At 40.8% G+C, this 16,390-nt stretch carries 15 protein-coding genes; 13 read left to right on the top strand and 2 right to left on the bottom strand.

Features of this window, described 5'->3' with window-relative positions; all coding sequences use genetic code 11:
- Window positions 1-1,228: 1,228 nt before the first annotated feature.
- Both ACFIK8_RS07930 and ACFIK8_RS07935 read right to left on the bottom strand, forming a co-directional pair.
- Entirely contained in the window at window positions 1,229-2,449 is a 1,221-nt protein-coding gene (locus tag ACFIK8_RS07930; protein WP_375656252.1) for an MFS transporter, read from the bottom strand.
- A complete protein-coding gene (locus tag ACFIK8_RS07935; protein WP_375669137.1) occupies window positions 2,446-3,510 on the bottom strand; it encodes a ThiF family adenylyltransferase in 1,065 nt (354 codons plus the stop codon). The genes ACFIK8_RS07930 and ACFIK8_RS07935 overlap by 4 nt, the downstream gene beginning before the upstream one ends.
- A 772-nt stretch (window positions 3,511-4,282) precedes the next feature.
- Between ACFIK8_RS07935 and ACFIK8_RS07940 the strand changes: the two genes are divergently transcribed.
- The 13 genes from ACFIK8_RS07940 (at window position 4,283) to ACFIK8_RS08000 (ending at window position 16,318) form a co-directional block, all read left to right on the top strand.
- A complete protein-coding gene (locus ACFIK8_RS07940; protein ID WP_375636603.1) occupies window positions 4,283-4,873 on the top strand; it encodes a hypothetical protein in 591 nt (196 codons plus the stop codon).
- A 32-nt stretch (window positions 4,874-4,905) separates the two neighbouring features.
- The gene (locus ACFIK8_RS07945) at window positions 4,906-5,193 is read left to right on the top strand and encodes a hypothetical protein (RefSeq protein WP_375669138.1); all 288 of its coding nucleotides are present in this window, start codon (window positions 4,906-4,908) and stop codon (window positions 5,191-5,193) included.
- A gap of 11 nt (window positions 5,194-5,204) precedes the next feature.
- A complete protein-coding gene (locus ACFIK8_RS07950; RefSeq protein WP_375650608.1) occupies window positions 5,205-5,405 on the top strand; it encodes a hypothetical protein in 201 nt (66 codons plus the stop codon).
- A gap of 3 nt (window positions 5,406-5,408) precedes the next feature.
- On the top strand, window positions 5,409-5,759 hold the full coding sequence (locus ACFIK8_RS07955) for a GPW/gp25 family protein (protein ID WP_375636597.1): 351 nt from the start codon (window positions 5,409-5,411) through the stop codon (window positions 5,757-5,759).
- Between the two features lie 21 nt (window positions 5,760-5,780).
- On the top strand, window positions 5,781-6,662 hold the full coding sequence (locus ACFIK8_RS07960; protein ID WP_375636596.1) for a baseplate J/gp47 family protein: 882 nt from the start codon (window positions 5,781-5,783) through the stop codon (window positions 6,660-6,662).
- 260 nt (window positions 6,663-6,922) lie between these two features.
- Window positions 6,923-8,101, top strand: coding sequence for a YbfB/YjiJ family MFS transporter (locus ACFIK8_RS07965; protein ID WP_375661714.1), 1,179 nt, complete (start codon window positions 6,923-6,925; stop codon window positions 8,099-8,101).
- A 95-nt stretch (window positions 8,102-8,196) separates the two neighbouring features.
- Window positions 8,197-10,065, top strand: coding sequence for an FAD/NAD(P)-binding protein (locus ACFIK8_RS07970; protein ID WP_375669139.1), 1,869 nt, complete (start codon window positions 8,197-8,199; stop codon window positions 10,063-10,065).
- An 88-nt stretch (window positions 10,066-10,153) separates the two neighbouring features.
- Window positions 10,154-11,395, top strand: coding sequence for a hypothetical protein (locus ACFIK8_RS07975; protein ID WP_375636591.1), 1,242 nt, complete (start codon window positions 10,154-10,156; stop codon window positions 11,393-11,395).
- A gap of 14 nt (window positions 11,396-11,409) precedes the next feature.
- Entirely contained in the window at window positions 11,410-11,619 is a 210-nt protein-coding gene (locus ACFIK8_RS07980) for a 2-hydroxymuconate tautomerase family protein (protein WP_015856802.1), read from the top strand.
- 86 nt (window positions 11,620-11,705) lie between these two features.
- The gene (locus ACFIK8_RS07985; protein WP_375669141.1) at window positions 11,706-12,905 is read left to right on the top strand and encodes a phage tail sheath family protein; all 1,200 of its coding nucleotides are present in this window, start codon (window positions 11,706-11,708) and stop codon (window positions 12,903-12,905) included.
- A gap of 3 nt (window positions 12,906-12,908) precedes the next feature.
- Window positions 12,909-13,427, top strand: coding sequence for a phage major tail tube protein (locus ACFIK8_RS07990; RefSeq protein ID WP_015856800.1), 519 nt, complete (start codon window positions 12,909-12,911; stop codon window positions 13,425-13,427).
- A gap of 9 nt (window positions 13,428-13,436) precedes the next feature.
- Complete coding sequence (locus tag ACFIK8_RS07995) at window positions 13,437-13,850, top strand: hypothetical protein (RefSeq protein ID WP_375636587.1); 414 nt, start codon at window positions 13,437-13,439, stop codon at window positions 13,848-13,850.
- Between the two features lie 131 nt (window positions 13,851-13,981).
- Window positions 13,982-16,318: a phage tail tape measure protein gene (locus ACFIK8_RS08000; protein ID WP_375669140.1), complete on the top strand. Its 2,337-nt coding sequence runs from the start codon at window positions 13,982-13,984 to the stop codon at window positions 16,316-16,318.
- Window positions 16,319-16,390: the final 72 nt, after the last annotated feature.

Raw genomic sequence — 16,390 nt, forward strand, 5'->3', positions numbered from 1 at the left:
TTTATTTTATGTTTCATGAAACAAGTTACAAAAACTTTTTTTCTAATGGCGTAAACTAAAGCAAAACCAATGGGGGATGTTTTAAGCGCAATATGTTTTACGTAAATCGTTATGCCAATTTATATTAAAGGAAATATGATCAGTTGTGGAAAAAATTTATCGCGAGAAAGATGGGTTTGTTTCAAAATTTCTCATGCTTTTGTTGATAAAGGAAAGCGAATCTCTGTTGTAGCATCACATTGACGTTGCATATTTTTTAGCTAAGGATTGCTTATTTATTTTTATGGATATAGGGAGCAGCACGAACATTTGTAAGAATAAGCGGCCGTAAAGCTAGATATGTTACGGATTTTGTTCCAAAAAGTGTTTTTGACTTCCCTATATCGTTCCAATCGTTTGGTGGCACATTTATTATCTTATGATGTTGTTTTGCTAAGCTTTTGCTTTATCCGTTATGTCAGCTTTTATATATCAAATAGGGGAGAAAATATTGTATATATTTGCTAACGAGTCATTTCTAAAAACGGAAGGGTCTTTTTAATTTTGAAAAAATATAAAAGCAGAAAAGGTGGAAGTTAGCTCCTATTTTTATCATCATCTTATTAATTCAGTTTTATAACTTTCATACGTTTCTATGGTCGTGTCTTTTAAATAATGAAGATTATGTGTCTTACGTTTTTGTTTATCCCGTTGGGATTATGCCTCTCATATAAAAAGAATATTCTAAACACAAATATACTTGTGTTGCCAATTTATGCACTTGTGTTAAAGAGATATCTCTTAATGTGTATAAGCCTATTTTGCGACGGCACCTCTTAAATGGTATAAAATGCAAAAGTTTCTGTGAGGCATATAAAGTCTTATAGAGCCACACCATTTGTATACTTATGAAGATGCCACGAGGCATATTATACACCTGCTTCCATGTTGTGGTAGACTTTGATTATGGGAGTTCATCAGAGGCATTTTTCCTTTTTAAATTGTTTTTATTTATACGGCTTTCTCCACTTATGATGTGCAAGCAATGATTTTGATTGTTTCAACCATAAAAACAGATTTTAAAAGAAAGGATCTTACGATATTTGAGTTTGCTATATTATGATTATAAATCATAATATTGCTTTATATTTTCATTGTATGTTGAAAGTTGGATGTGGCAATGCTCTCAAAAAATTATCGATCTCTTTTAGAAGAAAACATTGTGGGTGATAATTTTAAAAATTTCCTCTCATAGCGACTTGTGAGAGTGTTTCATCCATCTCATGACAACCAAACCACACATGAAAAAAGTAATGGTCGGTAATATTAGGTAGTAAGATGGAGAAACTTTTGCAGGAAGAAAAGAAATAATACTTAATACTGTAATTGAAAATATTCTTCCGCTAAAAGATACAGCACCAACAATACCGGAAATATGCTGCGTTTGTTTTTGGTTAAGTTCTGAGAAAAATAAGCTTTTGGCCCCTATCGGTACAGTGCAAATAAATCCATGGATTAAAGAGAAGGCGATGACTGATGCAGCAGTTTGATGGCTATGAACTGAAAAATAGAGCGCTATGCACATCAGCGCAGAAAAGAAGGAAAAATATTTTATAGAATTCTTATATTTTTTATCAAGAACATGATACTTAGACATCAGTAAATTTGAAAAATATTGTGCTGAAAAGGCTCCAATATGGCAGAACATCAAGACGAGCATTTGCGAACCGTTGAGGTGATTAATTTTCCCCCCTGAAAGTATTATCGGTTGCCAGAAATGATAAATAATTTGAATACCAGCGCTAAAAAGGCACATGAGGAAAATAAACCATGCGCCTCCTACTGTATTTTGAAAGATCCAAAGCGTTTCCTTGGCATTGTGCAAGATTGTTTTTGTTTTGGATGTTTCAATTGTCGTTTTCTTTTCTTCAGGAACAATAAGGAATATCAAAAAAATAAATCCCATCATGAGGCATGAGATGATATATCCCATAAAATATTGTCCAGAGTAATAGATCGTTCCAATTCCTATAATTCCACTGAGAATACTTCCGAAAGAGTTAACTTGGTGGTAGAGATGAGCATAATGCGAAAAGTGATCCTGTTTATCGCCTAGAGAATGGTAAATCCATCCGTCAATGGCGCTGACAATGATGCAAATGCCCGCTGCATAGAGAATTTGCGCAATAATAAGTGCCGTCATATTGGGAGCTTGAAGGCATAGAAGATAAAATATTCCTGTCATAAAGACCCCAGCCATAACGGAATATTTACGTCGATATCTGTCAGATAAAACAGCGCAGGGAAAATCAAGCAGCAGGATGGTGGTGGAAAAGACAACCTGAAGCAGAGCTAATTGCGCCAGACTAACTCCCATGGACATTAAAAAAATCGCATGGTAAACGCCGATCAGCATGCGGACAGCATTATAGGATCCATAGTTGAGAGCAAGGGTGCGAGGTCTGTTCATTGTGTTGTTCCACAAACCTTACAGTGAGGATTTTTCTTTAGAGAACGCTCTTCTGTGAAAAGTTGGCTGCTCCATATCCCCACACGGCGATCCGTGGAAAGAAGGCTTCCATAACCACCCAAAAATTTAAGAGCATCATTAGCACACATGGCAGCTGAAAGTGCATTAACAGGGGGAAATGTAGCAACTTTGAAGTTATTATTAACCATAATACAAGCTTCATAAATAAGGTGATCACTTTTTGCCGGAAGATTGCCTATAGACGAGCTACATGCGTAACAACCAGTTTTACCAGGTATGTAAAATGGACCAAAGACAGCTATATCATTAACATAACCGGAATTTATATAGGCTTGTTTATTTTTCACACACCATTCATTGATCCATAGGCCTAGCTGAACAGGTGAATCAGCAGAAATGATCCATAAATCAGCTTTGGGTAATTTGTTGATATCCTCTTTTTCAGTAATCAACATTTGTAATTCATGAACTTCAATTTGGCTGTTTCTCCGCATCAGCTCACGTTTAAGAACTGTTGTTTTCGGAAGACCGATATCTTCTTCAGTAAAAAGAATTTGTCTGGTAAGGTTGGTCATCTCGATCACATCATTGTCAACAAGAGTCAATTTTCTAACGCCAGAGGATGCAAGCATTGCTGATACATGATTACCAATCCCACCACCCCCTAAAATGACGACACTTTTTTGCAAAAGAGTATGCTGAACAGAGGTTGGATGCATACCATAGCTTTGATAATGGAGATGACTTCTGGAATATCGATTATTGAGGATATTGTCTGATGTTTCAGCTTTGACAAGAAAATGGTTAGAAACAAGAAAATCAAACGCACGGTCAAAATTTTCTTTTAACATGATTAATGATAGTGAATTGTAAACTTCATCTACTGTCTTTTTTTTGATCCATTGTGCCGCAATAAGCACTAAGTTCTCCCAAAAATTTTTATCATTGATAATAAACTGGTTTGAACCTGCACCAAAAATAGCATCCTCTTCACGAACAACAATATGTGTGTATTTTCCTAAAATATATTGTTGTTTCATTTATCCTCCCCACTTGTAGAGCAAACCAACTTTTCCCTGAAAAATAATTTCAGGTAAATTTCTTTAGTTATTACTTACATTCTGTATGATCCATGATTTCCTCCTCGTTATTGATGTTTTCATTATTCACCACATTACATGGGAGGAGGATCCTATATAAAATATTATTATTGTAAATACATTTTTATGATGTAAAGTAAATATTCCTACATCAAATATTAATGAGCGTACATTGAGAAAAGAACGCATCTCATCAGTTTAAAACTCTATGATCTTTATTAACTTAAAAGTAATAGCATAAAATATAATATAAAAAATGAATAAATTTGAATTTATGTAAAAACACAAACTTTTTTATTGCTGCTACGGATAAAACAAACAAATCTATATTATAAAGTAGTTGATCACTACATTGATTGTGGTTATCCGTTTTGTATACGCATCATTTTATAATTGTTAGTATATTTATTAATCAAAATGTTATTTTTGAAGTAATTATAATATCCTATTAAAATATTTTAAAGTCACCTATAAAGTGATTAAATTGCTCCTATAGAGATATAAAGCTAGACAGAAAAATCTATGACTATTTTATTGAATAAATTAGTTTTTATAGCTTTATTTTGTTTGTTGAGTATTTAATTTGTGTACAATTTATCCCTTTTTATTTTTATCATAGATTATTCTAAATAGATTTAATAAATTTCATTATTAATTTTTCAATACAAATTTAATTGTTTATTTTAATTTATTGCATACGAGCAAATAAAAAATGTTTACAAAAAAAGTTCTGTTGAGGGAAGGCTTATTGCTTATCATATTTTTGCTAATATATCTTTTATCTACCTCGCATGGCTATACGGGTATAGATAAATTATTTTGTTCCCAAGTTGTTAAGGAACGTGATGATGCGGTTCAGAAGTTGGATTCAGCAAAGTTTGAAAAAGACAATGCGGAGAGAGGATGGAACGATACAATGCAAATATTGGGGGTGGCGGTAGAGGACTTGAAGAGAATAGCTTTTGAACAGCAGGCACTCTATTTTGCATTGCTGAAAAATATGCCAAATAACAAGCAACTGACTTATAAATATGAAATAACGCAAAAGCGGAATGCTGCAATTTTTGAACGGCTCGAGAAGGTTTTTACTTTATTTGAGCATGTTGAGAAAAGAACAGAGGCTTTTCGAGAATTAAATGAAGCAAATAAGCTTAAGGATCAGTCTCAATCATTATATTATTTAGAAGTGATTTCTAAACATCATGAACATATTGATAAATTAAATCAAGAGATTAAAAGGATCGATCACGAAGTTGATAATTTAAATAACAGGCTTCAAAGTCTGAGGAAAATATTTCGATAAGAAACGAAAAGTTATTCATTTAGAAGACACGCTTGAGCAACGAGATAAAGCTCTTACAGCACAAAGGAGGAAAGAAAAGTGACGGCTCTTATGGTACTTTGCGTATCACGAAGGATGAACTCATTCTCTCCCATGGGGAAAACCAAATCCATTTGAGTGAAAAAGGTTTGGTGCTTTCTCATCAATCAACCCGTGTTGAATTAACGGGTAGTGTGCACATTCAAGCAGAAGATTTGCAGCACAATCAAAAATCTGTTGGCGCAAGCCACAAACACGGTGGGGTCAAAATGGGTCCCTCCACAACCTCTTACCCCCTTTAAAGGAGTTTATCATGCGTGAGAACACTTATGTTATTTTAACCAATGCCGATTTTGTTGCAGGCAAGCGTTCACCGGGCAAAGGTGAAGAAATTTGTTTAAGTGAGGAAGCGGCTAAATATCCGTTGCTGCTTGGTCAGATTGCTGAAAAACCAGCACCTGTTGTTTCTGCGGCCCCAACTGTTTCTACCACAAAGACAAGCAAAGGGGCTTAAAGCATGCGGTGTGGGATAAGCGAAAAGGATGGCTCTCTCTTATATGGTTGGGCACATTGCCAACAGTCACTTCGTAAATGTCTGACGACAAGAATTGGGACACGGGTTTTGCGTCGTCATTATGGATGTGATGTTGGAGCATTCCAAGACGCCAATGCTGATCCTGCGACGATGATGCAGCTTTATCAAGCAATTGTTGAAGCACTCGATGATCCAGGGTGTGGAGAGCCTGGGTTTTCGTTGCAGAGGATTGATCTGACAAAAGCAACGCGTGAAGGCACATTTCATTTTGTTTTAACGGGTGTTTTTTATCCCGATGGGCATTGGGGGATTGGTCGCATAAGGAACCAATGAGTATTGATTTAGAGGTTGGTGATGACAGAGTTTGAACCTTTATCCATTCCACAAATTCCCCCTCCACAACTTCCTCTGCCACAAATTATTGAAGAGCTTTCTGTTGAAGCAATTTTAGAGCAAAAGATCACGCGTTTGACTGAGCTTTTTGCAGCGCATCATATTCCTTATAATGTGGAAAAGACGGCTTATGATCCGGTTGTCATTCAATTGCAAGCGGCCGCTTATGAAGAGTTGCTATTGCGCCAGCGGATTAATGAAGTGGCGCGGGATAATTTACTCACATTTGCGCGTGGAACAAGTTTAGATCATTTGGGGGATTTTCATGGGGTCACGCGCCTTTTGGATGAAGATGATGAGCGTTTGCGCCGCCGCATTCGCTTGAATAGACAAGGACATTCCACAGGTGGCACAGTGCCACGTTATCAATATTTTGCCCTCTCAAGCGATATCCATGTCAAAGATGCTTTTGTTTATCGTGAGGGTAAAAGTCCACTTATTCATGTTGCGCTTTTTAGTGACGCCCCTTCAGGGGTGGCTGATGAAGCTTTGATTGCCAAGGTACAAGCAGCCCTTGATGCCCCCCATGTTAAAATGACCAATGACCACATCCTTGTGAAAAGCGCGGTGCAGCGGATGATCAATGTTTCTGCTGATTTTTGGTTGTTACCGGATGAAGGCTCCTTTGTTTTGGAAAGAGCGGAGCAGAATTTAAGAGCAGAATGGGCGCGTGCGCAAAGGCTTGGGCGTGATTTGTCTTTAAGTTGGATACTAAGCCGCTTGATGGTTGAGGGCGTTCACCATGTGAACATAACGCACCCCTTTGAGGATATTTTGGTCGCACCTGATGAAGCTGTAGCTTTGGGGGATATTGTTTTGTCTGAACGGGGGCGTGCTTATTGATGTCTTCGTTGTTATTGCTGCTTAATTACAGCCATTATTTTTCTGAAAAAGAAGCTTTGTAGGGAGAAGAGCATACATGGAGCAGGGCGTAAAACGATGAAATGCATATAACTGATCCAGTAATGTTGACAATAATCGCTCAATATGTTGCTCTGGTTACTTAAACAAATGGCTAGATTGGCTTTTATTCTCTGAGATAAGTGCTACTATTGATGAGATAGAATGCGGATGAGCGAATTATTAGTTAAGGAATTAGAGTAATGGGGGGAAAAAATAATCGTCAAGATTTGAGTTGTTTCGGAATCGCTGTATTCGGTATGATTATTATGATTTTGGGGATGGGGATTGGGCGATTTTTCTATACGCCGGTATTTCCAGTTATGTTGGATGAAGGATTGTTTACCTTTAAGCAACTTTCTTATATAGCTAGCGCTAATTATGGCGGTTATTTAGTTGGGAGTATGTTTTTTTCGTTTTGCAGAGTTGGGAATATATCCCGTGCTCCCTACATGCTATTTGGTGCAGCTATAGTGACGAGTGCACTTATTTTTGCCATGGCGTTAACAACAAACTTTTACTTGGTCTTCTTTATCCGCTTTGCTGCCGGTATCGCGAGTGCAGCAATGATGATTTTTGGTTCTATTACGGTTATGCAGCATACTCACAAGCTGTGGGTTATTGCTTCACTTTATGCAGGTGTGGGAGTTGGTATTCTACTGGGTAATGAGTATGTTATTATTGGTTTGAGTAAATCGCTGAACGCGAAAAATATTTGGTTTGGAGCTGGTTTAATATCTGTTGTATTGTTGCTCTTGTTGTTTATTTTATTTCCACGTCGTGTTGATGCGTCTCAATTTGCTGGTAATGAGTCATTGGCACACGAAAATATCGTTTGGTGGGAACTCGCTCTGATTTATGGGCTCGCTGGGTTTGGTTATATTATTGTCGCGACATATCTTCCTCTGATGGCGAAAACATTTAATTTCCCACTACTCGCTAACCATTTATGGTCGTTTGTCGGAATAGCCATTGTTCCTAGTTGTTTCATTTGGTTATGGGGAGCCCATCGGTGGGGGGTATTACGTTGTCTGATGCTCAATTTGCTTATCCAAGGAGGATGCGTATTACTGACATTATTCAGCCAGTCTCTTGTACTGATAGTTCTCAGTTGCATAGGGTTTGGATTTACTTTTATGGGGACGACCTCTCTAGTTATGCCGTTAGCTAAGCGTTTATATGCGCCGTATGGCATAAATCTGCTAGGCTTGGCTACCTTAACTTACGGTTTTGGCCAAATATTAGGACCTCTCTTGACGAGTTTTTTACAGTTTGGTTCACATGCCATTGCGCTTTCCGTTATCTGTGGTGCTGTAGCGCTTTTTGCTGCTGCTGGAATCTGCCAATATTGTCTTTGTAAAAAGGTCGTTGGCGTTTCATAAACCCGCAATCTTCACTAAAAAGTCGAGAGAATTTATTACGTTCTTTTTGAAACATTTTGTGAAAGTCAAATTATTCTAATAGGGGAGATTAAAGAATGCTTCACTCTACAGTCGCTATTTTGGGCGTTGGTCCTCGTGGGATCAGTATTCTCGAACGCTTGCTCACACTTTATTCCCATTATCCATTTTCTGGGAACATTGATATTTTATTGATTGATCCCAATGAGATGGGAACCGGTACCCATAGTGTGCATCAGCCAGATCATTTATTGGTTAACACTGTTGCTTGCCAGATTACTTTATTTGGTGATGATACAGTTAAGGGTGTAGGGCCTATTCGGAAGGGACCGAATTTCTATCAATGGGCTATTCAACAAGGTTATCGTAATATTAACGGTGTCTTTTCTCGTACAGAGCATAATGTTGGGAAAGAAATCAAAGAAAATGATTATTTATCACGTCGTTTGTTAGGGGAATACCTGTCTTGGGCTTACCAAGAGCTCACGCAAGATTTACCTTCCGGTATTCGTATTAAGGAGATCCGACAAAAAGTTATCAATCTCTATATCCACCAAGATAATAAAACGGATATTCTTTTGGAAGATGGCTATCGTTACAGTGTAGATTTTGTTTATATTACCACGGGTCACGGTAAGAATACATATTCATCGCATGATGAAAGCCTGCAACAGTTTGTGGCTGGTCATCAAATGAAAAATGCGCTTTTGAACTATTATTCGAATCCTTATCCAATTGAAAAGTTGGACTCTATACAATCTCAGTCTCGTGTGCTGGTGCAGGGAATTGGATTAACTAGCTATGATGTCTTGTCGCAATTGACTTACGGTCGCGGTGGGACTTTTACTGAAAATGCTGGACAATTGTGCTACATGCCAAGCGGCAAAGAACCGAAGATAGCTCTATTCTCCCGTCAAACATTGCCTTTTAGTAGTCGCGGGATTAATCAAAAGGGTGGTAGTGGGCAATACATACCATCATTCCTTACTCTCGATGCAATACATCATCTGCGTAAGCAATCCAGCATTGCTAACGGTTCTCCGAAGCTGGATTTCGAAACGCAGCTTTTACCTCTGTTGCTTAAAGAAATGTGTTATGTCTATCGAAGTACGCAGCTGGGGCACTGGCTAGACCCTGAAACCTATGTTGTTACTTCCAAAGACGAGCAGTGTATTCAAGCGTTGCTGTATCCTCATCGAAATAAAATATTTGCCTCTTTGAAGGATTATACAAGATTCTTCATGGAGCATTTGAAGGACGATCTTCATTCTTCCGCTGCAGGTAATGTTGATGGCCCAGTGAAAGCTGCTACAGATGTGCTACGAGATGTCCGTGATATCTTACGTTCAGCAATTGATTTTTGCGGGTTAACGTCTTCATCTCACAAGTACTTTATTGAATATTTTAATCCAAACTTTAACCGTATTTCTGTCGGCCCACCGATGCAGCGAAACCAAGAGTTGAAGGCTCTGATGGAGGCTGGTATCGTGACTTTGGCTGGCGGACCTTCACCTAAACTTGTTCTCAATGCTAGTACTAGCCGTTTCGAAATTCAGTCTGTTTTCCAAGATGAAAACAGTTCAGTTGATGGAGATGTGCTGATCACGGCCAAGATTGATAGTTTTTCTCCGTTGCGTGATGAGTCTCCTTTTATCAAAAATTTGGCTGCTCAGGGTATCATCCGGCCATTTATCAACCAAGGATATCATCCTGGTGGTATTGATATTGACTGTCAGCAGCATCCTATAGATACTAAAGGACAAGTACAAAATACATTATGGGTGGTAGGTAATCCAGTAGAGGGGGCCAATTTTTATACATATATTTTGCCTAGACCTTTAGTTAATTCGCGTGCACTGCGGGATGCAGGGCACTGTGTCATTGACATGTACGAGCAGCTTCTTAATCGCCACTCAGTCAAAGATTCAACAATTAATGTACATTGATGATGTAAAAAGCTTCCTGATACGCATGTCCTCCGTATCCGCTATAATAGCGATGCTGATGCTATTCATTTTTCTTATATCTATCTCAATGAGAACTTGGTTTCTTATTCCATTGGCTGGAGTGACTGTTTTCGGTTATTTGCTTTTGACGATACCATACTGGTGGTTGAAGGGGAATGCACGCAGTGGTGTGGTCATCCTGTTGGCTTGTACTTTAGTGCTGATATGGCGTTGGCATTTTCCTGATGTTAGTACTGTGCTTGTGCGTTTTACTGATGTCTTTTGGCTATTACTCGCCATGGGATTGTTGCGCCATGTGATGAATATATGGCGTATTTCAGAATTTCTCTCTGAACGGTTGATGCGCTATGGAAAGGGTTCGCTTACCCTGTCCATCGCGATACTGACTGCGTTTCTAGCTTGGCCGATGAGTTTGGGGGTTATCCCCCTAATGATTGATGCCTTGAAGAAAAGTGTTTTTCCCTCTCGCCATTTGGCCGCTATTGTGATGCGAATGATGAGCATCACAATGGTACTGATGCCAACCAGCATCGGTGCAGCAACAGTTTTCTCTGCTATGCCTAGAACACCAATATTCACATCCGCTGCTTTGGGGATACCACTTTTTCTATTCAGTCTGTTGTTGTTGTGCCTTTCTCCTGTTGTACCGCTAGCTAATCCGATTATTTGCGATGAGAGGAGAGCGAATAAAGAAGGAGAGAGATTAAGAATTTGGATTTTTTTGATATTGTTCTGGCTAACATTTATCGTTGCGTTGACAGTTATCAGGTTGAATGCACTAGAAAGCATTGCGTTGACGGCGAGCATTCTATATGTCATTGAGCGTGGGAGTTCACGCAGTGTTGATTTTTTGACTCCTTTGGTGGCAGTGATACGCAGTATATCAAGTGAAATTCTGTTGTTGCTAGGTTGTAGTCTGCTAATATCTACTTGTGATTTGCTTATTCCTTTGTTGCCGGTGACGTTTAGTCACTCATTGGCATCACTCTCTGTTTGGCAGCGCTATGCCTGTATTCTCTTCGTATTGCCAATTTTCAGTGTAGCAGGAATTCACCCTATGGTGCTATTTAGTTTGGCATTTCCCTTACTAGGGTCATCGATAACTTATGGGGTTACGGATTATTTGGTTTGGATTTGCTTCTTTATTGCAGCTCAACTCCTTTCTCCTGTATCGATAAATGCTATTTTTGCTTCCAGTAGCCTGCATATTTCACCGGTGGATACGAGCTTTAAAATGCATAGCTATTATGTATTAATATTTAATCTTTTTGCGTTCATTTATTTGAGCTTTTTTGTACAATATTTGTAAATTATGGAGATCTTATGCCTTACATAAACATTAAAATTACTAATGAAGGGGTTACCTCTGAACAGAAACGGCAACTAATAGAAGGGGCAACTCAATTATTAGTTAATATTCTGAATAAAAATCCGAAAACGACTGTTGTAGTGATTGATGAGGTGGAGACAGACAATTGGGGTATTAATGGTGTTCCCGTTACAGAATTAAGGAAAGATCAAAATAAAGAATAACTCTATGTATTTGACAATAATTTAAGGTCAATAGGGTTAATCAATATAAAAAATCACGTCCTTTAGCAACATTTGATCAGACCGCCATTGGGGCGGTTGTCACAGCCCCTGATGCTGACAACCAAGTTTTTCCCCTCAACGAGCCTATCCTTATCTTTACGCATGAGGGTGAGAAAATCCAAAAGCTTGGGGCAAGAGGCACGGCTCTTGATGTCATTAACGCCGTGTGTGCGCAAGGGATTGAGGCACAAATTATTCTTGTGCGAGTGGAAGAAAAATCAACCATTGCTGAGACACAAACTGAGATGGTGGGATCAAACGCTCATTTGACCGGTGTGCATGCGCTAAAACACGCTAGAGGGCATTTAGGGGTAGAGCCTGGGATTTTACTGGCACCGGCTTATAGTGCAGGGCGTCTTGATAATGGTAAAAACCCCGTGGCGGATGCCTTGGAACAGGTGGCAGAAAAGCTACAAGCGATTGCGGTTTTTGATACGGGTGGTAAAAATGCGGAAGAAAGCCTTGCCTATCGCGCAGATTTTTCCTCACGCTTTTGTTATTTGATTGACCCCTTTGTACGGGTGGCAAATAATGATGGTGGTTGGAGTGTTAAACCGGCAAGTCCCTTTGCTGCCGCCATGTTTATCAAACGTGATAAGCAAAGGGGCGGTGTTTTTTGGTCTCCCTCCAATCAAGATGTCAAAGGCATTTTAGGCACGGCGCGCCCGATTAGCTATTTTGATGGCGAAATCGATCATGAAGCTAATCGCCTCAATCAAGCCGATATTGCTACCTTTATTCCAGCACGACTTAGTCAAAATGGGCAGGGAGAAGTAGCTTCCAATGGACGTATTTTATGGGGAAATCATACCACCTCCAGTGACCCATTGTGGCGTTTTGTCAATGTGGTGCGCACCCATGCAGCCTTGGAAAAAACGATCATTAACAGTTTCCGCCCTTGGGCGAATGATGAAAACCTTACTGGTCAACATGTTATTGCCATTACCCGCAGCCTCACGCAGTTTCTTGATGATCTGATTGCGCGTGGAGCGCTTTTGGGTGGACGTGTCTGGTTTGACCGCGATTTAAATTCCAACAGTACTTTACAATTGGGAAAATTGCGGGTCGAGTTTGATGCAGAAGAAGTGCCACCTTTAGAAGATTTGAGTTTCGGCAGCCGGCGCAATAGCGCTTATTTTGATCGTTTGGCGCAAGATATTCAAAAGAAAATGACTTATCAATTTGGCGATACGCTTGAAACTTATCGCAAAGCAGCAAGGAGTTAAAGCATGACTTTACGCATTGTACGCGGTTTTACCCTGATTGTTGATGATGATGTGAATCTCCATCTTGATCTTGAGACATTGAAACTGCCCACGTTGGAAGAAATCACCGAAACCTATCAACCAGGGGGCTCTGATATGCAAATTGATGTGAGCGGTCTTGGTGTGAAAGCTTTGAGTTTACAAATGAAAATCCGCAGTCACACACCCGAAATTATCGGTATCTTTGGTGGTCCTCCTGGTCTTCGTCATAAATTTACCGGCAAAAAACATGTGATCTCTGAAGAAGATGGACGCGAGCATGAGCATTCCATTGATGTTACAGGGCGCTTAGTCAAAGTGGATAGTGAAGGCTTAACGGCTGGAAAAGCAACAGGCTATGATTGCGAGATCAAAAATGTTTGGGACTATACGGAATTTTGGGATGGCTCTGTTTTGCACCGCTTTTCTTTTAAACGGGGCGGTTGGCTTGTCCGCAACGGGCAAGAGATCGGTTCTCGCCGCCGCTCTATTCTCAATTTATAGGAATTGATCATGACAAGTTTACAAACCAGCATTGATGTAGAGTTGCAGGTTCCGCTTCTTTATCAGGACAAAGGTGGCAAAGAAACTCTCTGCAAGAAACTGACCTTTTATCGCCCAAACTTCAAGCAAGCACGCCAATTAGCGGTGTTGATTGGACCGCAGTTGGTAGAGCTCGTTCTACCCGCTGTAGAAGAGGATAAAACAACATTGAGCAATGATGTTCTTGTTCTTAAGCTTTGTGAGGCTTTATTTACTCATGAGGCTATGGAAGGAATAGCCGTGCTTTTAGCCGATATGTCTCATGAAACGGTTGAATTGATTAATCGTCTTGATGTTGTTGACACTATGGCAGTGTTTAAGGCTTTTTTTGCTTTTTTTACGCAACGCCAATCCTCTCTGCCGGACAATTTGGAGCAGAGTTAGCCCTTTATTATCATTGGGCGCCTTCAGAAATTAATCAGATGGATTGGCTGGATGTGATTGCCTATCGAGAAGAACTCGCGCGCCTTAAAGCCCAAGAATATGAAAGTCATCAGTTAGGATAAGAGACGATCATGGATGTTTCCCTTGTTGTGCGTTTTGTCAATCATCTGCAAGAGGGGATAGCTTCTGCCAAGCGTGATCTTGCAGCCTTCAGTTCAGAGGTTGCGCATTTCCAAAACAAGACAAGGCAGCACTTTAAAAATTGGTTTGACCCTGAGCATCTTGAGGATGCGACAAAGAATGCTGAAAATGCTTTCAATCATGCCCGTGGGCGCATGGTGGGTGCCATTGCGCAAACAGCAACCTTAATTGCACCCCTCTATAAAGCCATGCAATTTGACCAATCGATGAAAGGCTTGGAAAAGGTTCTGGATGCCCCCCTTGATCGCTTAAAGGAATTGCGCCGTTTTGCGCTTGAAACCTCCACCAAGATTCCGCTAGCGGCGCGTGAAGTTTTGGAACTGATGACCAGTGCCAGCCAAGCAGGAATTGGCGAACAAGATCTAGAAGCTTTTAGCATCTATGCCGCTAAAGCAGCTGTAGCATTTGATATGACGGGAGATCAGATTGGGGAGCGCTTTGCCAAATTGCGCAATGTCTTTAAGCTTAATCAAGCAGGCATTGAAGATCTAGGCGATGCCATCAATCATCTCTCTAACCACATGGCCGCCAAGGCAAGTGAAGTGTCTGATTTTACCAATCGTGCCACCGGTGCGGCAACCATGTTTAAGCTCACTGCCCGTGAAACCGCTGCTTTTGGTACGGCAATGATTTCTGCTGGTATCGTTCCAGAAAGTGCAGCGCGTGGTTTTAATGCGATGAGTGCGCGCATTCAGGCAGGGGGTAAACATATTGAAGATGCTTTTGCCAGTATCGGGCTTTCCCGCGAAAAGTTTATGCAAGATCTGGATAAAGATGCCACAGGTACCTTGGTGCGCTTTTTTAATGTGTTGGGTAAATCCGAACAGGGTATGCGTTCGCTGATTGCCATTGCTGGGCGAGACTTTACCGGTGATTTTGCCAAATTGGTGGGCAATCCCGAATTGTTAGGGCAAGCTTTAGATTATGTGAAAGATCCACAAGTCTTTAAAGGCTCTGTAGAGCAAGAAGCAGACAAACAAGCAACCGGTGCCATGCGGCAATTTGAACTCTTACAAAACCGCATTGTGGCTTTGGGGATTACCATTGGTGAAGTGCTTCTGCCCCCCCTCAACAGTTTGATGGAAAGTGTTGGCAATTTTACCAATGGGCTTATGGCGTGGGCGAATGCCCATCCCACTTTAACAAGCGCCATCATCAAAACCATTGCTGCCCTTATGGCTTTTAATATTGCTCTACGGGTTTTGCGCTTTACCCTCGCTGGAACACGTCTTGGGCTTCTTCAATTGATCACGTCTTTTATCAAGCTTAGAACACTCAGTCGTGGTCTTTCTGCAAGCTGGCGGGGCTTAGCAGCCGCAGGGCGCTCCCTGGGCTTGCTAACCGCGGGTCTTGGGGCAAGTTCACTCCGACTCTTACGCCCCATGACCTTGTTGGTCGGGGCTTTACGGGGGATTGCTGTCTCAGGAAGTGCATTTGCTGCCTCTTTTGGCTCTGTTGGGACAGTGATCGAAGTGGTTGGGGCGGGTATTTCCTCTGTTGTGGGGGGTATTTTTACCCCAATAGGGGCTGTGGTTGCTGCTGTTGTGGCGGTCATACTGGCTGCTGGTTTTGCTTTGTGGAAATATTGGGACCGTTTTTCTTCTTTTATGAAGGGCTTTGCACGGGGGGTAACACGGGCTTGGGGGCAAGCCTTTGAAGCCGTCATGCGCTTTTTTGGTGCTGATACCAGCACCATTACGCGTTGGAAAAATATAATCGCCAATGCTTTTGATCTCTCTCAAGTTTGGCAAAAGTTTAAACAAGAGCTTAGCGCTGTTGGCAGTTGGTTTGGCAACGTGTGGGAGGGCGTTAAACAAAGCTTTTCCAACTTTTGGCAATGGTTGAAGAGTTTTTTTACACAGGAAAAGCTCTCGGAGAGTGCCAAGGCTGGTATGGAACAAGCGGGCGAAGATCTGGCTAATTCGATTGTCGATGGCTTTATGTCGTCTATCTCACAATTGATGGATTATTGTAAATCTTTGCCTAGCCGCATTAAGGGGTGGATTGGTTCCATTGATGTAAGAGAGTTTTTGCCAAGTTTTTTGGGGGGGAAAACAGCCATTCAGCCCATACCACAATTTGCGGGGGCGGGGCATGCAAATTCCCCTTTCACAGAAGAAAAAGGCAAAGATCACTCCACCATCACACACAATCAAAATGTCACAGTGCATGTCAATGGTGCCCGTGATCCTGTGGCCACTGGTCGTGCGGTTGCCCACGCCATTCAACGGGCACGCGCTAATGCTCTGCATGGCGGGACAGAATGAGGGGAGGGAGCCTATGAGAGATCCTTTGATGATGTTAGGACCGCATCAATTTTATGTGGACTGGCTGAATTT

The organism is Bartonella sp. MR168JLCBS, assembly GCF_042194175.1.

Coding starts and splice junctions, on each gene's coding strand:
- ACFIK8_RS07980 (WP_015856802.1), top strand. CDS start 11,410: ATGCCTTACATAAACATTAAAATTACTAATGAAGGGGTTACCTCTGAA.
- ACFIK8_RS07970 (WP_375669139.1), top strand. CDS start 8,197: ATGCTTCACTCTACAGTCGCTATTTTGGGCGTTGGTCCTCGTGGGATC.
- ACFIK8_RS07960 (WP_375636596.1), top strand. CDS start 5,781: ATGACAGAGTTTGAACCTTTATCCATTCCACAAATTCCCCCTCCACAA.
- ACFIK8_RS07940 (WP_375636603.1), top strand. CDS start 4,283: ATGTTTACAAAAAAAGTTCTGTTGAGGGAAGGCTTATTGCTTATCATA.
- ACFIK8_RS07965 (WP_375661714.1), top strand. CDS start 6,923: ATGGGGGGAAAAAATAATCGTCAAGATTTGAGTTGTTTCGGAATCGCT.
- ACFIK8_RS08000 (WP_375669140.1), top strand. CDS start 13,982: ATGGATGTTTCCCTTGTTGTGCGTTTTGTCAATCATCTGCAAGAGGGG.
- ACFIK8_RS07990 (WP_015856800.1), top strand. CDS start 12,909: ATGACTTTACGCATTGTACGCGGTTTTACCCTGATTGTTGATGATGAT.
- ACFIK8_RS07935 (WP_375669137.1), bottom strand. CDS start 3,510: ATGAAACAACAATATATTTTAGGAAAATACACACATATTGTTGTTCGT.
- ACFIK8_RS07950 (WP_375650608.1), top strand. CDS start 5,205: ATGCGTGAGAACACTTATGTTATTTTAACCAATGCCGATTTTGTTGCA.
- ACFIK8_RS07975 (WP_375636591.1), top strand. CDS start 10,154: ATGAGAACTTGGTTTCTTATTCCATTGGCTGGAGTGACTGTTTTCGGT.
- ACFIK8_RS07930 (WP_375656252.1), bottom strand. CDS start 2,449: ATGAACAGACCTCGCACCCTTGCTCTCAACTATGGATCCTATAATGCT.
- ACFIK8_RS07955 (WP_375636597.1), top strand. CDS start 5,409: ATGCGGTGTGGGATAAGCGAAAAGGATGGCTCTCTCTTATATGGTTGG.
- ACFIK8_RS07995 (WP_375636587.1), top strand. CDS start 13,437: ATGACAAGTTTACAAACCAGCATTGATGTAGAGTTGCAGGTTCCGCTT.